The sequence below is a fragment of the Arthrobacter sp. NQ4 genome (assembly GCF_029077345.1).
GTDB lineage: Bacteria > Actinomycetota > Actinomycetes > Actinomycetales > Micrococcaceae > Arthrobacter.
Window position 1 is genome coordinate 429515 of sequence record NZ_JARETC010000002.1, and the last position, 20038, is coordinate 449552.

A 20038-nucleotide genomic window follows, 5' to 3' on the forward strand; every position below is an offset into this window, starting at 1 on the left:
GGGCCTGCTGCCTGCCGCACCATGCCACCAGCCGGGGAAAACGGGACGCCGGTCCCGGGAATGGACCTGCGCCATGCCCGGGACGGGCTCTCCACGGCCGAAGTACGCGAACGGACCGCTTCCGGCCGCATCAACAGCGTGCCCACGGCAACCAGCAGGAGCGTCCGTGAAATCGTCCAGGCCAACGTGTTCACCCTCTTCAACGGCGTGGTGGGCGGGTGCTTCATCCTGCTCCTGTTCCTTGGCCAGTGGCGTGATGCGCTCTTCGGCCTGTCAGCCATCAGCAATTCGCTGATCGGCATCGTCCAGGAGTACCGGGCCAAGCGGTCGCTGGACCAGCTGGCCATTCTGCAGGCTGCCCGGAGCACGGTGGTCAGGAACGGGACCAGGGAAAGCATTTCCTCGGAAGATCTTGTGCCGGACGACCTCGTTGTCCTCAACGCCGGAGACCAGGTCACGGCGGACCTGTTGCTTCTGGGCGACAGCCCGCTTGAGGTGGACGAGTCCCTGCTGACCGGCGAGTCGGAGCCCGTCCCCAAAACCGGCGGCGCGGTGCTGCTGTCCGGGTCGCTGATCCTGGCAGGCAACGGCCGGGCCACGGTGCTGCGGGTAGGGCCGGACACGTTCGCCTACCGGCTGGCCGCCGAAGCACGACGGTTTTCCCTGGTCACGTCTGAGATCCGCAGGGGCCTGGAAAAAGTCTTTACCGTCATCACCTGGTTGCTCCTGCCCACGGCCCTGCTCCTCACCAATGCGCAGATGCAGGACCAGGGCGGATGGGCTGGCGCTCTCGGGTCGGGGCGGTGGATACCGGCCGCCGTGGGGGCGATCGCAGGCATCATGGCCATGATTCCCCTGGGCCTGCTCCTGATGACCAGCGTGGCGTTTGCCGTGGGCGGCCTGCGCCTGGCCCGCCAAAAAGTCCTCATCCAGGAACTTGCCGCGGTGGAGGTCCTGGCCAGGGTGGACGTCCTCTGCCTCGATAAGACAGGCACGTTGTCCTCCGGTTCAATCGTGTTCGACGCCATCCACGATGCCGGGACGGCCCGGGCGGCCGGCTGGCGGGCCGCACTGGAATGGTTCGGCGCCAATGCGGACGCCAGCAGCACCGCCGCTGCCATCGGCGCATCCTTTCCCGTCCAGCGACCGCTGCAGGAGCAGGATTCCGTTCCGTTTTCGTCAGCCCGGAAGTGGAGTTCGGCAACGTTCGGGCCGGAGTCAGCCGCGTCCGGCACCTGGATCCTGGGAGCACCGGATGCGGTCCTCGGTTCTGCCGGAAGCGCCCGGGCCCATGGCAAGGCCGCCGCCCTCGCCTCCACCGGCCTCCGGACTTTGGCCCTGGCCCACCTCCCGGCGCCTTTGCCGTCCGGCGCCGCGGACAGTGGCCTGCCCACGGACCTGGTGCCCGTCATGATCCTGACCTTCCGCGAGAGCATCCGCCGTGATGCCGCCGCGACGCTCGACTATTTCCGGCGCCAGGGGGTTTCCGTCAAGATCATCTCCGGTGATGATCCCCGGACAGTGGCGGCCTTGGCAGGTGCGGTGGGTTTTGGCTCCGGTGCTGCCTATGACGCCCGCACACTGCCCCGGGACCCGCTCCAGCTGGAGGAGGCAGTGGAAGCCTGCGACCTCTTTGGAAGCGTGACGCCGTCCCAGAAGCGGGACCTGATCCAGGCCCTGAAACGGCGGGGGCACACGGTGGCCATGACCGGGGACGGGGTGAATGACGTCCTGGCCCTCAAGGAGGCGGACCTGGGCATCGCCATGGACTCGGCCTCCCCGGCGACCAAGGCCGTGGCCCGGCTTGTGCTCCTGGACGGGCGGTTCGAAAGGCTGCCGGCGGTGGTGGATGAGGGGCGCCGGGCCATCAGCAACATTGAGCGTGTCTCCCTGGTCTTCCTGAGCAAGACCGTCTACGCCACGGTCATCTCCATAGTGACCGGCATCCTGTTGCTGGCCTTTCCGTTCCTTCCCCGGCAACTGTCCGCGCTGGACGGACTGACCATTGGCCTGCCTTCGTTCTTCCTGGCCCTGCAGCCCGGCGGCCAGCGTTACGCACCGGGATTCCTCCGGCGCTCGCTTGCCTTCGCCGTACCGGCAGGAATCTGCGGAGCCCTGTGCGTCCTCGCGGTCAGCGGCTATGCCCAGATCTGGAGCGGCCACAGCCAGGAAACCGCGCAATCGGCGGCCACCGTGACCCTGGGCCTGGTGGCGGCGTGGATCCTGGTGATGGCATCCCGTCCCCTCAACCTGACCAAGGTCCTGATCCTCGCCGGGATGTACGCGGGCCTGGTCCTGCTGTTCACCGTGCCGTTGACGCAGGAGTTCTTCCGCGTGGACTGGCCGCCAGCCGGGCTGCTGGTGCCCGCGGTTGCAGTGGCCGCGGCAGGGTGCGCGGCCATCGAAATCATCGGCCGTCTGACCCGCCGCCGGCCCGCCGCCGCCGATGGGCCGGGGCTGGGACCTTTGACTCTGGAACCGGCATCCCGGGAAGCGGATGGTGGAAATGCCGGGCACCGCGATGGTCCGGTATCCAGATGAGCAGGAGGCAACAATGACTGACCTGATGAAATGGTTCGAAAGCCGCCGTTCCCCGATGGATGTCATCGAAAGGCTTTTCGAAGGCGACGTGGGTTCCTCGGCCATCCGGGTTGAGGAGATGGTGGACGGCAACACACTCGTGGTGCGCGCCGAACTGCCCGGCATCGATCCGGAAAAGGACGTCGACGTGACGGTTTCCGACGGCGTGCTGTCCATCAAGGCGGAGCGGCAGGAGAAGAAGGAGCAAAAGGACAAGGACAGCTACCGGTCCGAGTTCCGGTACGGGTCCTTCGTCCGGCGGATTCCCCTTCCCGGCGGCGTCCAGCAGGGTGACGTCACCGCCTCCTACAAGGACGGCGTCCTTGAAGTCCGGGCGCCCATGCCGGACCAGGGACAGGCAGCCGCGGCGTCCAAGATCCCCATCAGCAGGGGTTGAGGACAGCCAGGGTACGACGCCGGTGCCTGGCTCCCTGAGGGGACCATCCCTTGAGGTGCCAGGCACCTCAGCCAGGCACTTTCAGCCGGGCCCTTTCACGGCGACGGCCGGCCAGCCGCCCGGACCCTGTCAGCGGCGGCCTCCGCCGCTGCAATGACGGGCAACGTTTTTACGTAGGTATCAGGGTTAAGGGACACCGAATCGATCCCCTGGCTGACCAGGAACTCCGCCAGGTCCGGATGGTTGCTTGGCCCCTGCCCGCAGATGCCGATTTTGATGCCGGCGGCGTGGGCCTTGCTGATCGCCTGGCCCATCATGGACATCACCGCCGGATCCCGCTCATCGAACAGTCCGGCAAGTTCCTCCGAGTCGCGGTCCACGCCAAGCACCAGCTGGGTGAGGTCGTTGGACCCGATGGAGAAGCCGTCAAAGCGCTTGGCGAATTCCTCCGCCAGGACCACGTTGGCAGGAATCTCGCACATCATGTACAGCTGCAGCCCGTCCACGCCGCGCACCAGACCGTGCTCTTCCATGGCCTGGATGACCTGGTCCGCTTCCCGCACCGTGCGGCAGAAGGGCACCATGACAATGACGTTGCTGAACCCGGCCTGTTCCCGTACCCGTTTGATGGCCCTGCACTCCAGGGCGAACCCCTCCCGGTAGTGGCTGCTGTAGTAGCGGGACGCCCCGCGGAACCCCAGCATGGGGTTTTCCTCCGGGCGCTCAAACGCGCTGCCGCCGATCAGGTGGCTGTACTCGTTGCTCTTGAAGTCGCTGAGCCGCACAATCACCGGCTTGGGATGGAACGGTGCGGCGATTTTGGCGATGCCGGTGGCCAGGACGTCAATGAAGTACTCCTGGGGGTCCTGGTAGCCGCTGGTGAGCTTCCGGATCAATGCCGCCTCTTCCGGGTCCGCCACCCTTTCCGGATGGACCAGGGCCATCGGGTGGACCCGGATCAGGTTGTTGATGATGAACTCCATCCGGGCCAGGCCCACGCCGGCCGCGGGCAGGCGCCACCATTTGAACGCGGCAGCCGGGCTGGCGATGTTGATCATCACGGCCGTGCGGGTGGCGGGAAGTGCCTGCATGTCCACTTCCTCCACCGAAAATTCGAGCAGCCCCTCGTAGACGTGGCCCTCCTCCCCTTCCGCGCAGGACAAGGTGACCTGGGCGCCGTCGGGAAGTACTTCGGTGGCGTTGCGCGTCCCCACGACGGCGGGCACCCCCAGTTCGCGGCTGACGATCGCGGCGTGGCTGGTTGGGCCGCCGTGGTCGGTGATGATCCCCGCGGCCCGCTTCATCACGGGCACCCAGTCCGGGTCAGTCATGCGGGTAACCAGGACTGAGCCGTCCACGAAGGATTCGATGTCCTTCGCATCCCTGACTACGCACGCCTGGCCGCTGGCAATGGAGTCACCGATCGCGGCACCGGTCACCAGCACCCGGCCGGGCCGGTCCAGGTGGTAGGTCCGGAAGGTGGAGGTGCTGCGGCGGGCCTGGACCGTTTCCGGCCTTGCCTGGACCATGAAGAGTTCGCCGGTGATCCCGTCCTTGGCCCATTCCATGTCCATCGGACGCCCGTAGTGGTCCTCCACCGCCACCGCCCAGCGGGCCAGCAGGACAATCTCCCGGTCGTCCAGCACCAGCGAGCGCTGTTCCCGCCCGGTGGTCTCGACCGTCCGGGTCCGCGCATCCCCTCCCTGGCTGTAAACCATCTTGCGTTCCTTTGCACCCAGTTCCCGCTCGATGACCGGGCTGAAGCGCTGATCCGCCAGGAGCGGCTTGAACACCTGGTACTTGTCCGGGTTGATGGTCCCCTGGACCACGGTCTCCCCCAGCCCCCAGGCGGCGCTGTTGACCACCACGCCGGGAAAACCAGATTCCGTGTCGATCGAGAACATCACCCCGGACGCCCCCAGGTCCGATCGGACCATCCGCTGGACCCCCACGGACAGGGCAACGTCCAGGTGGTCATAGCCCTTCATTTCGCGGTAGCTGATGGCCCGGTCCGTGAACAGGGAGGCGTAGCAGCGCCGGCATGCCTCCAGGACGCCGCGTTCCCCTGCCACGTTCAGGAACGTTTCCTGCTGGCCGGCGAAGCTGGCGTCCGGCAGATCCTCGGCGGTGGCGCTGCTGCGGACAGCAACAGCGGCCTCAGCCTGTCCGGCGCGTTGGCACAGGGCCCGGTAATGTTCCTGGATGCCGCCGGCGATGTCCTCCGGGAAGGTGGCCTGCAGGAACAGTTCGCGGATTGCCGCCCCGGCCTGGCGAAGTGTCGACCGCCCGGCCCGCTGGTCCTCGATGTGTTTCCGGATCCGGGGTTCCAGGTTGTTGGCGGCGAGGAACGCGCGGTAGGCGGAGGCCGTGGTGGCGAACCCCTCAGGAACCCTGACACCGGCGGACTTCAGTGCCCGGCTGAGTTCCCCGAGGGAAGCGTTCTTGCCTCCCACCGAGGGGATGTCCGCGATCCCGGTGTCTTCTATCCACATCACGTTGACGTTGGCCAGGGACGTTTCTGCGGAGGCGCTCATGGCTTGATTCTTGCCCGGGGCAGCAGGGGCAGTCAGAGGCTTTGGTCCCGGCGGCCGGCCACGCCTAGATGCGGCGCAGCCGCCCCCGGACTGATTTATGGATCCAGTCCGCAAGCAGGACCGCCGGGGCTGCGAGGAGTGCAAGGAGGAGGCCTTCCGGGGGTGGCGGGGACTGGCCCAGCAATGCGGCGAGGGAAGGCACGTACAGGCACACGGCAAGGATGGCCGCTTCAGCCAGCACGGCCCACACCAGCAGCTTGTTGGTGCCCCAGCCCAGCTTCCAGGGGGGCACCGTAGCGCTCCGGCACGCGAAGGCGTTGGCGAGCTGTCCCAGGACGACGGCGGTGAAGGCGGCACCGGACGCGGCCATCAGCAGGGGCGCCGCAGGTACCTGCCCCCGGGTCCAGCCGCCACCGGCCAGGACAGCTGAGAACACTGCCATTTCCACGGCGGCTTCCACCGGGCCCAGGATGCAGAAGACCCGGATGATCAAGCGCCGGTCCATCAGGTGCCTGCGTTCAGGCGGACGGGCCAGCACGCGTCTGCCCGGCGGCTCAGCGCCCAGGGCCAGCGCAGGCAGGAGGTCGGTGCCGATGTCCAGGGCAAGGATTTGAAGGACGCCCAGGGCAAGCGGGAAGTGGCCGCCGGAGAGCGCCCAGATGACGAAGGGGGTCAGTTCGGCCACGTTGTCGGTGAGGTGGTAGGTGAGGAACCTGTGGATGTTGGCGTAGGTTGCCCGGCCTTGTTCGATGGCGGCCACAATGGTGCCGAAGTGGTCATCGAGGAGGACCAGGTCCGCGGCTTCGCGGGCCACGTCGGTTCCGCTCAGGCCCATGGCCACCCCGATGTCGGCTTCGCGCAGTGCCGGGCCGTCGTTGACGCCGTCGCCGGTCATGGCCACCACGTGCCCCCGGGACTGCAGGGCCTTGGCGACGCGAAGCTTTTGCTCGGGCGAGACCCTGCTGACCACCACTCCGTCACGGTCCAGGAGTGCTCCGAGCACCTGGTCGTCGTCCGGGAGGTCTGCGCCTTCCAGAACGTATTCGGGTGTCCCGGTCAGGCCGATCTGCCGGGCAATTGCCGCCGCGGTGGCAGGATGGTCGCCGGTGATCATGGCTACCCGCAGCCCTGCCTGCCGCGCGGTGCGGATCACGTCCCCAACGTCCGGCCGCGGCGGGTCCTGCAGCCCGATCAGGCCCAGGAGTTCCATGCCCGTTTCGAGCTCCGCTGCTGACGCGGAGTGCCATGTTTCAGGGGTTCCCCCAAGCCGCCGCCGGGCCACCGCGATGACCCGCAGGCCGCGTCTCGCCATCACCTCCACCTGTTCCTTGACCGGTCCGGGCACGGATCCGCACACCGGAAGGACGGTTTCGGGGGCGCCTTTGCAGTACAGGTCGGGACCCACGATTGCCGATTCCCTGCGCCGCACCGGGTCGAATGGCAGCCTCCGCGACGGTACAGGAGCGGACACCCTACCGGTCAGCCTGCGGGCAAGGACGTCCATGGCCGCTTCCATCGGGTCACCCTGGGCACGCCATTGCCCGTCGTGCAGTTCAGCGCGGCCCTGTGAGGCGGTCCGGGCGGCGAGCGCAGCCTGGGCTGCCTTCTCCACGCCCCGGCCCTCGATCTGCGCCTCCGGGGCATACCCCTCGCCTGTCACCTGGATGGACCCTTCCGGTGTGAAGACCTCGACGGCGTTCATCCGGTTCTGCGTGAGGGTCCCGGTCTTGTCGGTGCAGATGAAGGTGGTCGAGCCCAAGGTTTCCACGGCTTCCAGGTTGCGCACCAGTCCCTTGCGCGATGCCATGCGTTGGGCGCCCATGGCCAGGGACAGCGTGACGGTGGGGAGGAGTCCTTCCGGCACCAGAGCTACGGCAACGCCAATGGAGAACAGGAATGAATCGCGCCACTGGAAACCCACCAGCAGCGATGCCAGGAAGAAGACAGCGGCGATGCCCAATGCCATGCCGGCGGTCACCCGGACAATCCGCCGCAGTTCCATGGACAGCGGTGTGGGCGGTGCAACCGCTCCGCTGGTGAGGGCGGCGATTCCTGCCAGCCTGGTGCCGGCACCAGTCGCGGAAACGGTCGCCTCCCCGTAGCCATTAACCAGGAAGGTGCCGCCCCACGCCTGGCCGCCTGGGGCTTTCGGTACCGGCTCGCTTTCTCCGGTCAGCATCGATTCGTCCACCGCGCAGGCCGAGGCGGTCAGGAGGACCACGTCTGCCGGCACACGGTCGCCGGCAGCCAGCAGCACCACATCCCCCACCACCAGTTCACTGGCGTCGACCTTGCGCACTTTCCCGTCCCGGCGGACCACCACGTCGGCGGGCAGCAGTCCCCGCAGCTTTGCGGCGGCGTGCTGGGCGCGTTCCTGCTGGATGTGGGCGAACACCCCATTGACTATGACGACGACGATAATCGCCACCGCCAGTTGGGGCATGTCCGCAATAAAGGCCAGCCCGGCGGCGCACCAGAGCATGAGGGCGAAGAAATGCGTCATCTCCCCCCAGAGCTTCCGCCACTGGGATACCGGTTTTTCCGTCGGAAGCTGGTTGGGGCCCGCCTGCCTCAGGAGTTCCGCCGCCCGTTCAGAGCTCAGGCCCTCCGCGGCCCTCACACAGCGTCCGCCTCCTGCCCTACCAGCAGCACCGGGCAGTTGGAGTGGGCAGCGCAGGCCTTGCTGACGGAGCCCATGGACGATTTCAGCAGTCCGCCCTCGCCGTGCCTGCCAACCACCAGCATCTGCGCACGCCGGCTCTCCTCCACCAGCACCTTTGCCGGCGGCCCGAACCTGATGGTGACGTCGATGTTTTCCGGCCGTTCCGCGGTAAAGGCCCGGCCCAGCGCGTCCTCGACCAGGCGCCCTGCAGCATCCTCAAGCCTGGCGGTGAACTGCCGGTCCGCCCCTTCAAGACGCGACATCACCAGGTAGTCCGGCATCCCAACGCATGAGATGACTTCGAGCCTCGTGCCGAGCCGGGCTGCCAGCATGCCCGCGTAGCGAAGGGCGGCAGAGGAGTATTCAGAACCGTCGACACCCACAATGACAGGCTTGGCCCCTGTTTCTGCATTCATGGACACCACGATCCCGGCTGGGAATTACGGTGGGAAGGGCCAAAGGTCATGCCGGGCGGCACCGCTGGGGGCATGCTGCCACGCTGATCGGCGTTGTCTTCTAAGTTTGGCCCTGTCTTTTAGGTTTGGCCTTATCTCTTGGGCTCGGCACCGTGCAGTGCCCGCAGGCCGTTCAGGATGGTTGCCAAATCCACCAGCTCCTGCAGGAGGGCGCCGGCGACGGCTGGAATGTATCCCGTCATGGCGATGGCCATCAGTACCAGGCTGAGTCCGATTCCTGTCCAGATGCTTACCAGGGCCACTGCCACTGTCCGCTTTCCAATGGCGACGGCCTGCGCAACTTTCGAGACGTCGTCGAGCATGACCACCACGTCAGCGGACTCACTTGCGGCGGTGGCCCCCTTGGCGCCCATGGCGATCCCCACGTCCGCCGCAGCCAGGACGGGGGCATCGTTGACGCCGTCGCCCACCATCAGGACGGGCCGTTCCTGGATGCCGGCCACCGTGTTGACCTTGTCCTCCGGAAGGCATTCGGCTTGGACCCGGCCGATGCCCGCTTCCTCGGCGATGTGCGCAGCCGTGGCGTGGGCATCACCGGTCAGGAGCATGGTGTTCCGGACACCCAGGCTGTACAGGCGGGCCAGGGTGTCCACGGCGTTGCGGCGCAACGGGTCCTTCATGATCAGTGCGCCGGCGTACTGGCCGTCCACCGCCACGTGGACAGCCAGCTGGCCGCTGCGCACGGCTGCCTCCCGGAATCCGGTTGATGAACTCCGCACCAGCCCTGCTTTCCCCACCACCACCCGCTGCCCGTCGCAAACGGCGTCCACGCCGTGGGTGGCGCTCTCCGTCGCCTGTTGCACCGTCAGCAGTCCAAGGCCGGCGGCCTTGGCGGCTTCAATCACGGAGCCTGCCAGCACGTGCGAGGAGTACTGCTCAGCGGAGGCGGCCAGCTGCAGGATCCTTCGGCTCCCCAGGGCTTCGCCGTAGCCCGGGGCCAGCTGGATGTCGTCCAGGACGGGGTGCCCTGACGTGAGCGTTCCGGTCTTGTCGAAGACCGCCGTTTGTGCCTTCGCAAGTTGCTCGAGCGTCCGCGTGTTCTTGATGATGATGCCTTTGTGGGCGGCCTGGCTGGTGCCGGCAAGAAAGGCCACAGGGGCGGCAATGAGGAGCGGGCAGGGCGTTGCCACCACCAGGACCTGGGCGAAGCGGAGCGGCTCGCCGGACAGGAACCAGGCTGTCCCGGCCATCGCCAGCGCCAGGAGGGTGAAGGGAACGGCATAGCGGTCGGCCAGGCGGACCACCGGCGCGCGGCTGTTGGACGCTTCCTCGACCAAGGCGATGATCCGGCTGTATTGGGAGTCGGCCGCGCTGGCCGATGCACGCATGCGGATGGCGGCCACTCCGTTTACCGCGCCGCTGAGCAGTGCCTGCCCCCTGGTGCGTTCCACCGGCAGGCTTTCGCCGGTGAGCGATGATTCGTCGAGGCTGGCTGAATCGGACAGGAGTTCACCGTCAACGGGCACCAGCTCCGAAGGCCGGACCACAAGGACGTCTCCCGGCGCCACATCACCGATCGGGGTCTCCTCGAGTACGGCACCCGACCCCTCGCGGTGGGCAAAACGCGGGGCCCGGTCCAGCAGGGACCGCAGTTCACGCGCGGCCCGTCCCTGGGCAAAGTTTTCCAGCGCTTCGCCGCCCGTGAGCATCAAGATGACCACCAGCGCGGCGAGATACTCGCCCACCACTACCGTGCTGGCGATCGCCATCAGGGCCAGGAGGTCGATCCCCCAGCGTCCTTCCCGCAACGACCGGACCATGCCGGCCGCCCGTACCACCACAATGACGGCCGCGTAGGCCGACGCGAGCACGCGGACCTGGAGTTCCAGGTTGAACGGCAGCAGCACCAGGGTGGCCGCGAGCACCAGGCAGGTGAGGGCGACGACGGGATACCGCCGGACGAAGCCCCTGGCCTTTTCGACGGGCGAGCGGGCAGGTCCCTCGTCGTCAAAGCTGCCGGCGCTCCCACCGGTTGCCGCAGGCGGGGCGGCCTGCTTCCTCATCCGCGACAATTCGGCAGGGGATGGAAACGGTCATCGCACATAGAGCCGAACCTACCCTGATCCTGTCAACCCGGGTAGGGCATTTGGCCCCGCCCACCCCTGCGGCATGACTTTTGGCACTCCCCCGGCGCTGGGTCCCGGGAGAGAGTTGAAGGCGCCCTGATCCGTACGCACAACCGGAGCCCACCATGAATGCCGTGCCCTGGACGGTGGAACGCTTTTTCGACGGCGCCCCGGTGGCCCTGGCGCTTTACCGGGCAGCGGAGCAGATGGCAGCGGAACTGGGTCCCCATGAGGTCCGGGTCAGCAAGAGCCAGGTCTCTTTCCGCCGGCGCCGCGGGTACGCCTACCTCTGGCGGCCGGGGGTCTACGTAAAATCCGCGGTTCCACTGGTGCTGTCCCTTGCCTTGCCCCGCGCCTTGGACTCACCGCGCTTCAAGCAGGTCGTCCACCCGGCACCCGGAACCTGGATGCATCATCTGGAGCTCACAGACGGCAGGGAGCTCGATGCCGAGGTCCGCGGCTGGATGCTTGAAGCGTACGAGGCAGCCGGATGATCAGGGGTGGCCCCCTAGGGTCCTATGGCCCTGTCACTTCCCGGCGCGGATGGCAAGGCTGATGGCATGACTGAGAATGGCCAGCAGCCGCAAAAGATCCACATCACCGAACAACCCGTCGCCGTGGTCCGCGAACGTGTTCCCATGGATGCACTGACCAGTTTCTTTGGCCGGGCCTTCGGTGCCGTGATGGCCGCGGTCCAGATGCAGGGCGCCAGCCCGGCCGGGCCGCCGTTCGCGCTGTATCACGGCATGCCGGGCGAAACGGTGGACGTCGAAGCCGGGTTCCCGGTCGCCGGAAATTTCCACGGCACCGGTGAGGTGGCCAGCAGCACGCTTCCCGACACGGATGCCTTCGAAGCCATCCACACGGGCCCTTACGACACGCTGGGCACCACGTACGATGCGATCAGGAAGAGCATCGAAGCCGACGGCGCCTCCCCTGCCGACTCCATGTGGGAGTACTACTTGACCGATCCCGAACAGCAGCCGGATCCTGCCACCTGGCAAACCAGGGTGGTCTGGCCGGTCGCCTGAGGCCCGGATTAGTCGCACCGGAATCCGCCGGAACCGTGGAGGGATAGTGCCAGGTCCCGCCAGCGCCGCCACTGGCCACGCTGGGCACCGGCAGGGCTGGAAGCTCCTCTTCCTCGCCGCGGGGGCGTCGTCGATCCTGTTTGTGTTTCTGCTGATCACTGCCCTGGTGATCGATTTCATGGCTCCCCCGCCCGTTCACGGCGGAGCGGCCACCCTTGAGTTCATCGCGTCGAACAAGGCCAGCTATGTGGCCGAGCAGATCCTGTGGATCCTGCCCAACGTCTTCCCCGTGCTTGTTTTCGCAGCCCTCTACGTGGCCCTCTCGGCCTACCGGAAAAGCCTGCCCTTGATAGCACTGGTCTTTGGTGCACTGCCGTGGGCGCTGCTGCTTGCCGTTCCGGTCAGCAGCCGGGGCTCCCTCAATCTGGTCTATCTCAGCGACCGCTTCGTGGCCGCCGGGACCGAGGAGGAACGCAGGGCCTATGCCACCGCCGCCGAAGCAATCATCGCCGAGAACAACACCCCGGCCATCGTGGGCGTCCTCTCCGCCCTTGGGATCCTGCTGATGGGACTGGCGATGCTTACGCCCGGCAAGGCATCTTTCCCCCGATATCTGGCATGGCTGGGCATCGCCACCGGTGCCCTGGGGGTGGCCAGCGAGGTCCTTCGCCACGCAGTCCCAGGCTTCTATTGGGGGTACGGCATCTTGTTGTGGGCGTGGTTCATTGCCACCGGAGTTGCCTTGATCCGTTTGTCCCGGGTGACGGCCTGACTTCCCGGGGCACCTGTGATCAGGGACCTTGGTCCCTAAAAGCCGGCGCGTGGCCTCTGAGATGGTGGTTTAGGTCGAAAGGCGCACCACGATGGGGTAGTGCGCCCTGGGTTTTGCCGTGCCGTTACCGGCATGGCATGCAGCCTCACCAATGGAGGCAGGACGATTGAGGAGAACAAGGCTTATGGCAGGTACGTTCGAACTGTTTGTCGATGATGATTCACAGATTCGGTTCCGGCTTGTGATGCCCGATGGACATGTGCTGGCGGTTTCCGGACAGTTCACGGACAAGCATGCGGCGGCGGCCGCCATCGAGGAAGTACGGGAGTGTGCAGGTACCGGCCTGATCCAGGACGTAGCGCCACCTCCGCCAAACGTTCTCCTCGCTACCCCGCCGCACCCGCGCTACACCGTCCGCCGCGGGACCCGCAGGCTCAACTCCCTCGGCGCCGCCTAGGTCCGGGCCGTAGAGAGCCGACGGCGGAACCCGCCGGTCAGGCCAGGCATTCAGGCAGTGGGGGCACGTCCAACGACGGGCCCCACTACTGTGTGTCCGCCAGCGCTGTGTATCCGCTGCGCTAGAAGCCTGATGAGCTGCCGGAGCCGGAAAAGCTGCCACCGCTGCTGCCATAACCGGTGGTGCTGCCGCCGCCCCTGGCGGAATTGACGCTGCTGACCCCGGTATTGAAGCCGGAGTTGAACGTGGCCACGGAGAAGAACGTGTAGGACGGGTACACCGTGCCAAGGATGCTCGGTTCGTAAGTCCGCTGCCTGCGGTGGTCCGTGCCCTCATGGGCCGTCTCCATTTGTTCGCGCATCAGGCGTGCTTCGCGGTCGTTCCTGGCGAATCCCTGAATGACCGTTTCGGCATGGTTCTCCAGCAGCTCGGACAGCCGGGAACGCGCCGTATAGAGCCGGTCCAGGGCCTCTTCCGGGCTAATCCGCCGGTCGGCCAGTTCGGCGGTCCACTGCTCGATCTCCCGCAGGCTTTCGTCGCGGAAGGACCGCAGTGCGGCAGCCGTTGCCGAGTCCCCCTGCCCGTGGCGTTTGGCCAGGAGCTGCTCCAGTCCGGCCAGGTCCTTGCGGAACGGGGCCAACTGCCGGTCCCAGGCCGTTGGCCAAGTGTCGGCGCGGTTCAGGAAGGCGTTGCTGTCCGCGATGACGTCATCCAGGGCATCCAGCTCGGCGGCGCTGTCCGCGAACTGCCGGGCAAGCTTGAGGTTCTTCCGGCTGCTCAAGGCCCGCCTGCCCAGTGCGTGCACCTGGTTGGAAAGCTGCGTAACGGTGGCATAGCGGCTAAGGAACGTGCGGTGTTTCTCCAGGACCTGACTGCCGTAGCGGGATGACTCGGGTATGGTTCCGGCATTCAGTTCCGTGACGTCCAGGTCCATGCTCACGTTGGAGTAGCTGCGGTCCCCGCGTTCTATCTGCTTTCGGCATCCGGTCCTGGTCACGGCGCGGACAATCAGCCATGCGGCTGCGCCCAGCGCCGCGGTTCCCGCGGTAACCCAGGCGGTGACCAGAAAGGCCGCGGAGCGGTACCAGGGCTGGTTGATGAGCTCTGCGCCGCGGCGGATGCCGGCCACTGTTCCGTCCGTCCACTGGGCGTCGCGGAAGAGTTCCTTGGAGGCGTCCTGGATGTCACTGCGTTGCTCGAGCGACACCTTCCGGTCCTCGCCCATGTACGTTCCCACATGCCGGCCCACGGGGTCGAGCGCGAAGATGAACAGTCCGTCGGCCCATTTTTGGCCGTCGGGGCTGATCCACTCAGGATGCCTGGACCGCGCAAATTTCAGGACCTCTTCATTGAGGTTGTCCTCCGCCTTGCCGTTGTAGGTGAAGACGGCAACGCGGGTGGGCTCGTAGAACTGGATGCGTTCGACGGCGGGCACCAGGGTGTTCTGGTCGAGCACCCCTGCCGTGTCCTCCACAATGACGGCCACCGGCGCTACAGCGGTGCCTGGCGCGGCCGCCCCCACCAGCAGGACAGCCAGGGCGAGCACCATCAACACGATCCGGCGCACCATGCTGCCCATGTCCCTCCCCACTGCCTAGAATCAGGATGAAACCAACGAGCAGGCCCGCCAAAGGGCCGAAGGTCCCGCCGGTGAAGATCGTGATGGTCAGGAGCGCTGAGACGTGACGCAGGAGTCAGGGTCCATTGTGGCCGGCTTTGACGGGTCGGATGAGGCTGCCGCCGCCGTCCGATGGGCGGCACGCTGCGCACACGCCACCGACTCCTCCCTCCATGTGGTGCACTGTTCGCTGTGGCCGCTGCTGACCCGGCACCTCGGTCCGGTCCCGGGCGTGTCGGGCAGCGGCCTGGAACAGTCGGCCAGGTCCATCCTCGAGGAGGGCGTGGCGGTGGCCACCGCGGAGGTACCCGGGCTCCAGGTCAGGAGCACCCTGCTGCACGGATTGCCCGCGCAGCTTCTGGCCGAAATTTCCGCAGGTGAACGGATGCTCGTGGTGGGCAGCCGCGGCCTGGGCGGCTTCCTGGGCCTCTTGGTGGGCTCCGTGAGCCTGGAACTGGCAGCCACCGCCACCTGCCCTGTTGCCGTGATCCGGCCGGAACTCCACCCGGACGGTCCGGTCGTCGCCGCCGTCGATGCCTCGGGTTCCCCGGCGGCACTGGATGATGCATGCGCCCTGGCGTCGGCATGGCAGGCACCCCTCAAGGTGGTCCACGTCCGGCACGAGCCCGCAGGCTATCAACTGCCTGAAGGACGGGACGCCGCCGAAGCCCGGGAAGTCCTGGCGTCCGCACTGAACCGCGCAACTGCCAAAGGGCCCCTTGTGCGCGTGGATGGTGAGGTACTTGCGGACACGTCGGTCCCGCACGCCATCCTCAAAGCCGCCGGGGAAGCCCGGATGGTTGTGGTGGGGTCCCAGGGCCGGGGCATCCTCAGGGAGACCATCGGTTCAACCGCACACGCCGTTTTGCACCACGCCCGCGGACCTGTCCTCATCTCACGGCACGGCGGCTGATGCAACGGACTGCGGGTGTCGACCCGGCTGCCGGCCGCACTGCGGCCTAAGCTGGTCGGGTGACCCCTGTTCCCTCCCCCGGCCCGTTGGATGTCGTGGTCCATTCCGGCCCGGCGGACTGGTGGGTCATCCTGGCCGGCCTCGGACCCCTGGCAGTCCTCATCGCCGCGTTGCTGGCCTTTTACATCAACTGGCGCACGCTCAAGCAGCGCACGGCCGCCGACAAAACAGCGCTGGAGCAGAAGCGCGAGGCCGACGCCAACGCCCTTCAGCAAAAGACCGAGTCGGACAGCCGGGCCGAGTGGTGGCGACGGACCCAGTGGGCGCTGGACCGGGCACTCGACCCCGATGAAGGGACCAAGGCGCTGGGGCTGGCGACGCTGGAAGTCCTGGCCCGGAGCGAACTGGCCCGCAACGAGGAGCTCGAGCTGTTCGACATTGCCTGGAAGAGCGTGTCCGGAGACGAAAACGGCGACGACAACGGCGACGAGGCTGAGGCTGACGCCGGCTCCGGGCAGGAACCGGCGTTCGTGGACGGCCGCGGCAACTTAGGCGAGAATGGAACGACGGATGAAGACAGTACCAAGGAGGTTGGACCATGAGCGCCACGTCGCCTGAACACCGGTTTGTCCACGCTCCCCGGAACAGCGCTGCCAAGCCCGCCACGAAAAAGGCCTCCCCTGCCGAGCACCGTGTCCAGGTTGCCGCCGCACGGCTGCGCGTCACCCTGGATGAACGCCTGGGGCGCGAGACGCCCGCAAAGACCAAGGCACTCGCCAAGGAACCGATCTAACCCGCCTTCAGTGCGTGGGGGTCGACGACGCATGGCGGGGTTTGGTGGACAGTGGCTGCTGTAATTCTCGGCTGCGACGCCAACACACTGCGCCGCTGGAACTACCGTGCCGCCGTCGCGCAGGTATCCGGGTACGGAATCTTCCTGGACCGCTGGCACACCGGCTTCCGTCCTGACGTCAGTCCGGGAACCGAGGCCTGGCTCCTCCTGGAGGGCAGCAATGACGCCGCGAGCGGCCTGATCGGCCACGGGTTCGTGACATCCGAGCCGTATCAGGCTGCCGCCGGTGTGGATGCCGTCCCCGATGGCTGGTCCTTCGCGCTCGCTTTGGATTCACTCCTGCCGCTCGGCGAGCAGATCCGTCCCGGCATCCTGGGCGGGGCCCTCCCCAATGACCTCCGTGCCAGGGTGAAGGGCCCGCCCCTGGTGACCCTGCCGCCGTCGTCCGTGCCTGTACTGCGCCGGCTGTGGCGGGACCACGGGCCATCCACGGCGGACCCTGCCGAGGTGGCGGGCGGGACCCTCCCGCCGGAGGCCGTCAGCACCATCCAGGTGAGCCGCTACGAGCGGGACCCCGATGCGCGCCGGGCCTGCCTGGCCTTCCATGGCACGTCGTGCGCCTCCTGCGGCTTCTCTTTCGAGTCCGCCTACAGCGGGGCGGGGACGGGGGTGATGGGCGTCCACCACCTGGCTCCCCCATCCATGCTTGACGGCCCTTATCAGCTTGACCCCGTTGCCGACCTCGTTCCGCTCTGCCACAACTGCCATGCCGTGGCACACAGCACCAGTCCGCCCCTGACCGTAACCGAACTCCGGAGCATCATCTCCGCGGCCGGGCATGTGAAGGGTGAGGTGGTCACGGACGTGGCACTCCGGGCGCAGGAGGATGCGCGGCGGATCCTCGAGGGCGGCCAGATGTAGCGTTGCTGGACTATCTTGGGACCATGGCGGAGCCGGGCCGGAAAGAGTACGGGGTTGACCCCGAGGAGTTCGGTTCTGCCCAGGTAGATGCAGCCGCCCTGCTGGATGCCGGGTTGGGCGACGTCGATTGGTCGGTCCCGCCACTGGGCGCCGTGCAGTTCACGATCGACGTTCCCAGCGGAAAGCTGGCCGCCATGGCCTTGGGAAATCCGGAAGATCCCTCCGTCGTACTAATACCCGGTGCCACGGGCTCGAAAGAGGATTTCTCGCTCATGATGCCGGACCTCACCGAAGCCGGCTACTACGCGCTGACCTACGACCTGGCGGGCCAATACCAGTCAGCCGGCGCCGGCCCCGAGAACCTGGTGCCGCCCCGGAAGCATTACGACTACCGGTTGTTCGTGGATGACTTCCTGGCCGTCCTGGAAACCACAACCACCCCGGCCCACATCGTGGCCTATTCCTTCGCGGGCATCATCGCCCAGCTTGCCTACGTGCAGCGGCCCGAACTGTTCCGGTCCATCACGTTCCTGGGGTGCCCGCCGGAACCGGGCCAGAGCTTCCGGGGCGTGAGCCGTATTGGCCGGTTCAGCACCTGGGTGAACGGCCGCGCCGGCGCTGCCCTGCTGATCTGGGGAATCCGGAGCGGCAGGGTGGCCCATGTACCGCCGGGACGGCAACGGTTCGTCAACTACCGCTTCCGCTTCACCCGCCGCGCCTCCGTCCGCGATATCTACACCCTGATGCAGAACGTCCCGGACCTTCGGGCCGCATTGGCGGAGGCGCCGCTTCCCAAGTTCGTGGCGGTGGGTGAACATGACCTGTGGCCGCTCCGGCTGCACCGGCTGTTCGCCCAGGCAATCCGGGCGCGGATAGGGGTGTACCGCGGTGGGCACAGTCCGTGCGAAACATCTCCGCACGAGTTCAGCCGCGATCTCCTGGCCCTCTACGCCAAGGACGGGGACGCGTAACGCGCTTCCGGGATGCCCGCTCCGGTGCCTCCTTCGGTGCTGCCAGGGGCGAACCCTGCGGACAGGGCATCGGTACAGATCCACCTCACCACCGCTTCCCGGGACCACGGCACCAGGGCTAGGATTTTGCGGCACACTCCAATGCCTGGGTGTGAGTACGTGAAGAGGAGAAAACCGAGGTGGCCGGAGGCACAGGAATGAACGGCCCGCATTGGCGGCGGGTGCTGGCAGCACTGGGCAATGCCGATGCGAGGATTGCCTACGCTCAGATTGTGCTGGGTGCGGCGGCCAAGGACGTCCTGCCTGGGGTGAAGGAACAGCGGCGGGTGCGGGCGCTCGCAGCACTGACTGAGTCGGGGCTGGTGCAACAGCAGACATCGGGTGGGCTGGTGGCAGTGGACTCGATTTTCCGCGACCTGCTGGCCCAGCAGCCGCGCCGGCAGCCGCGGACTGGGCTGGACAGGTTCATGCGGCTGGGGCGGATCGAGCGATACCCTGCGAACGTTGCCGAGCGGCGGGCCCTGCTGGCAAGGATCGCCAACGAGATCGTCGAACCTGGCGAAACGCTGACGGAGCGGCAAGTCAATGAGCGGCTGCTCAGCTATACCGACGACGTCGTCCTGCTGCGCCGCTACCTGGTCGACTTCGGCCTTTTGCAGCGCACGCGCACGGGCTCGTCCTATTCATTGATGGAGTAGCCGGCGCCGTGCCCTTTGAAGCAGTGCAGTAGCTTGGAGCGCATGAGCGACTCGTCACGTGTGATGCCGGGAGGCACTATGAAGGGGGCCGTGGCTTTCGGCGCGGTCGCGCTGTTGTGCGTTGTGGCGGGCGGGTTGGTTGCGGCAGTCACCGGTCCGCTCCGTCTTGAGCATGGGTCGTGGGCCGCTGCGTACCTGGTGCTCGTCGGAGGAGTGGCACAGGGTGCTTTGGGCATTGCCCAGTACTTCCTGGCCCCGCAACGCTTTGTGGGGTGGAAAGCAGTTGCGGAGCTGGTGGCCTGGAACGGCGCCTCTGCGGCCGTCATTGGCGGGACATTGACCGGCAACCCGTGGGTTGTTGATGCCGGCGGGGCGCTGCTGGTTGTTTCGCTGGCATTGATGTTCCGGACCGTTCAGGGCCGGGGCCCAACGTCCGGTTGGTTTTCGTGGGGATACCGGGCCCTGCTGGTGGTGATCGCCGTCAGCATACCTATCGGGCTGGTGCTGGCTCACTTGCGCGCTCCGTGAACTCCCGTGCGGCAGGGCAAACCCGCCGCGCACGCCATCTCCCCTAAAATACTCACATGCCTACACTTGTTCACGAGTTTGCCTGGCCGGATCGGGTCGTCATCGGCACCGTCGGAGCTCCGGGTGCGCGCACGTTCTACTTGCAGGTACGCGCGGGGGCGCAGCTGGTGAGCATCGCCATGGAGAAGCAGCAATCTGCCCTGCTCGCCGAGAAGATCGATGAAATTCTCGACCAACTCATCACCCTCGAAGGGAACCCGTTCAGCGTCCCCACCGGCACGCCCATTGAGCTGGTCGACAACGATCCGCTTGAGGCTGTTGAGGAGCAGTTCCGGACCGGTGCCATGGGCCTGGGCTGGGACCCAGCGACGGCGCAGGTGGTGATTGAGGCCTATCCCCTCTCCGATGCCGATGTTGATCCAGACGACGAGTCCGTTGGCGAGGACGGGGCCGAGGCTCCCGAAATGCTGTTGGTGCGGATGCCAGTAGGGACAGCCCGCGCCTTCACCAAGCGCACACGTGAAGTGGTGGGCGCCGGGCGGCCCCTTTGCCCGCTCTGCGGAAACCCGATCGACGCCGACGGGCATGCCTGCACTCCTCCTGAGCTATGATTCCGGCGAT

19 protein-coding genes are annotated in these 20038 nt (G+C 66.9%); 14 read left to right on the forward strand and 5 right to left on the reverse strand.

The features are described 5' to 3' along the window. Positions 1 to 60: 60 nt before the first annotated feature. Both PUN51_RS05810 and PUN51_RS05815 read left to right on the forward strand, forming a co-directional pair. Positions 61 to 2541, forward strand: a complete 2481-nt coding sequence (locus PUN51_RS05810) for an HAD-IC family P-type ATPase (protein ID WP_275180214.1) — start codon at positions 61 to 63, stop codon at positions 2539 to 2541. A gap of 13 nt (positions 2542 to 2554) precedes the next feature. Beyond that, positions 2555 to 2977, forward strand: a complete 423-nt coding sequence (locus tag PUN51_RS05815; RefSeq protein ID WP_275180215.1) for an Hsp20/alpha crystallin family protein — start codon at positions 2555 to 2557, stop codon at positions 2975 to 2977. Between the two features lie 95 nt (positions 2978 to 3072). Here the strand turns inward: PUN51_RS05815 and ppsA are convergent, their stop codons facing one another. The 4 genes from ppsA to PUN51_RS05835 all read right to left on the reverse strand — a co-directional run bounded on the left by ppsA (position 3073) and on the right by PUN51_RS05835 (position 10652). Further along, complete coding sequence (gene ppsA, locus PUN51_RS05820) at positions 3073 to 5511, reverse strand: phosphoenolpyruvate synthase (RefSeq protein ID WP_275180216.1); 2439 nt, start codon at positions 5509 to 5511, stop codon at positions 3073 to 3075. A gap of 64 nt (positions 5512 to 5575) precedes the next feature. After that, positions 5576 to 8131: a cation-translocating P-type ATPase gene (locus PUN51_RS05825; protein WP_275180217.1), complete on the reverse strand. Its 2556-nt coding sequence runs from the start codon at positions 8129 to 8131 to the stop codon at positions 5576 to 5578. Next, on the reverse strand, positions 8128 to 8589 hold the full coding sequence (locus PUN51_RS05830; protein ID WP_224026205.1) for a universal stress protein: 462 nt from the start codon (positions 8587 to 8589) through the stop codon (positions 8128 to 8130). The genes PUN51_RS05825 and PUN51_RS05830 overlap by 4 nt, the downstream gene beginning before the upstream one ends. Positions 8590 to 8720: 131 nt before the next feature. Further along, on the reverse strand, positions 8721 to 10652 hold the full coding sequence (locus tag PUN51_RS05835; protein WP_224026206.1) for a heavy metal translocating P-type ATPase: 1932 nt from the start codon (positions 10650 to 10652) through the stop codon (positions 8721 to 8723). Positions 10653 to 10840: 188 nt separating this feature from the next. Between PUN51_RS05835 and PUN51_RS05840 the strand changes: the two genes are divergently transcribed. The 4 genes from PUN51_RS05840 (at position 10841) to PUN51_RS05855 (ending at position 12975) form a co-directional block, all read left to right on the forward strand. After that, complete coding sequence (locus PUN51_RS05840; RefSeq protein ID WP_224026207.1) at positions 10841 to 11209, forward strand: DUF5655 domain-containing protein; 369 nt, start codon at positions 10841 to 10843, stop codon at positions 11207 to 11209. Between the two features lie 66 nt (positions 11210 to 11275). Continuing rightward, a complete protein-coding gene (locus tag PUN51_RS05845; RefSeq protein ID WP_275180218.1) occupies positions 11276 to 11746 on the forward strand; it encodes a GyrI-like domain-containing protein in 471 nt (156 codons plus the stop codon). A gap of 46 nt (positions 11747 to 11792) precedes the next feature. After that, complete coding sequence (locus PUN51_RS05850) at positions 11793 to 12518, forward strand: DUF4386 family protein (protein WP_275180219.1); 726 nt, start codon at positions 11793 to 11795, stop codon at positions 12516 to 12518. 184 nt (positions 12519 to 12702) lie between these two features. Further along, positions 12703 to 12975, forward strand: a complete 273-nt coding sequence (locus PUN51_RS05855) for a YegP family protein (RefSeq protein WP_159631842.1) — start codon at positions 12703 to 12705, stop codon at positions 12973 to 12975. Between the two features lie 121 nt (positions 12976 to 13096). On the opposite strand, the gene PUN51_RS05860 is transcribed toward PUN51_RS05855, so the two are convergent. Next, on the reverse strand, positions 13097 to 14554 hold the full coding sequence (locus PUN51_RS05860) for a DUF5129 domain-containing protein (protein WP_275180220.1): 1458 nt from the start codon (positions 14552 to 14554) through the stop codon (positions 13097 to 13099). Between the two features lie 103 nt (positions 14555 to 14657). Here PUN51_RS05860 and PUN51_RS05865 point away from each other — a divergent pair, with 103 nt between their 5' ends. The 8 genes from PUN51_RS05865 to PUN51_RS05900 all read left to right on the forward strand — a co-directional run bounded on the left by PUN51_RS05865 (position 14658) and on the right by PUN51_RS05900 (position 20028). Continuing rightward, entirely contained in the window at positions 14658 to 15506 is an 849-nt protein-coding gene (locus PUN51_RS05865; protein ID WP_275180221.1) for a universal stress protein, read from the forward strand. A gap of 59 nt (positions 15507 to 15565) precedes the next feature. Next, positions 15566 to 16108 (forward strand): hypothetical protein, encoded by a 543-nt coding sequence (locus tag PUN51_RS05870; protein WP_275180222.1) that lies wholly within the window; start codon positions 15566 to 15568, stop codon positions 16106 to 16108. Continuing rightward, on the forward strand, positions 16105 to 16299 hold the full coding sequence (locus PUN51_RS05875; protein WP_159631839.1) for a hypothetical protein: 195 nt from the start codon (positions 16105 to 16107) through the stop codon (positions 16297 to 16299). Before PUN51_RS05870 ends, PUN51_RS05875 begins: the two co-directional genes overlap by 4 nt. A gap of 51 nt (positions 16300 to 16350) precedes the next feature. Continuing rightward, positions 16351 to 17220 carry an HNH endonuclease gene (locus PUN51_RS05880; RefSeq protein WP_275180223.1) on the forward strand — a complete coding sequence of 290 codons (870 nt, stop codon included), beginning with the start codon at positions 16351 to 16353 and terminating at the stop codon, positions 17218 to 17220. 23 nt (positions 17221 to 17243) lie between these two features. Next, positions 17244 to 18191, forward strand: coding sequence for an alpha/beta fold hydrolase (locus PUN51_RS05885; RefSeq protein ID WP_159631837.1), 948 nt, complete (start codon positions 17244 to 17246; stop codon positions 18189 to 18191). Between the two features lie 179 nt (positions 18192 to 18370). Beyond that, entirely contained in the window at positions 18371 to 18889 is a 519-nt protein-coding gene (locus PUN51_RS05890; RefSeq protein WP_275180224.1) for a DUF2087 domain-containing protein, read from the forward strand. Between the two features lie 42 nt (positions 18890 to 18931). Then, positions 18932 to 19417, forward strand: a complete 486-nt coding sequence (locus PUN51_RS05895; RefSeq protein WP_224026214.1) for a hypothetical protein — start codon at positions 18932 to 18934, stop codon at positions 19415 to 19417. A 56-nt stretch (positions 19418 to 19473) separates the two neighbouring features. Continuing rightward, positions 19474 to 20028 carry a DUF3090 domain-containing protein gene (locus PUN51_RS05900; RefSeq protein ID WP_159631835.1) on the forward strand — a complete coding sequence of 185 codons (555 nt, stop codon included), beginning with the start codon at positions 19474 to 19476 and terminating at the stop codon, positions 20026 to 20028. The last annotated feature ends 10 nt before the right edge of the window (positions 20029 to 20038 follow it).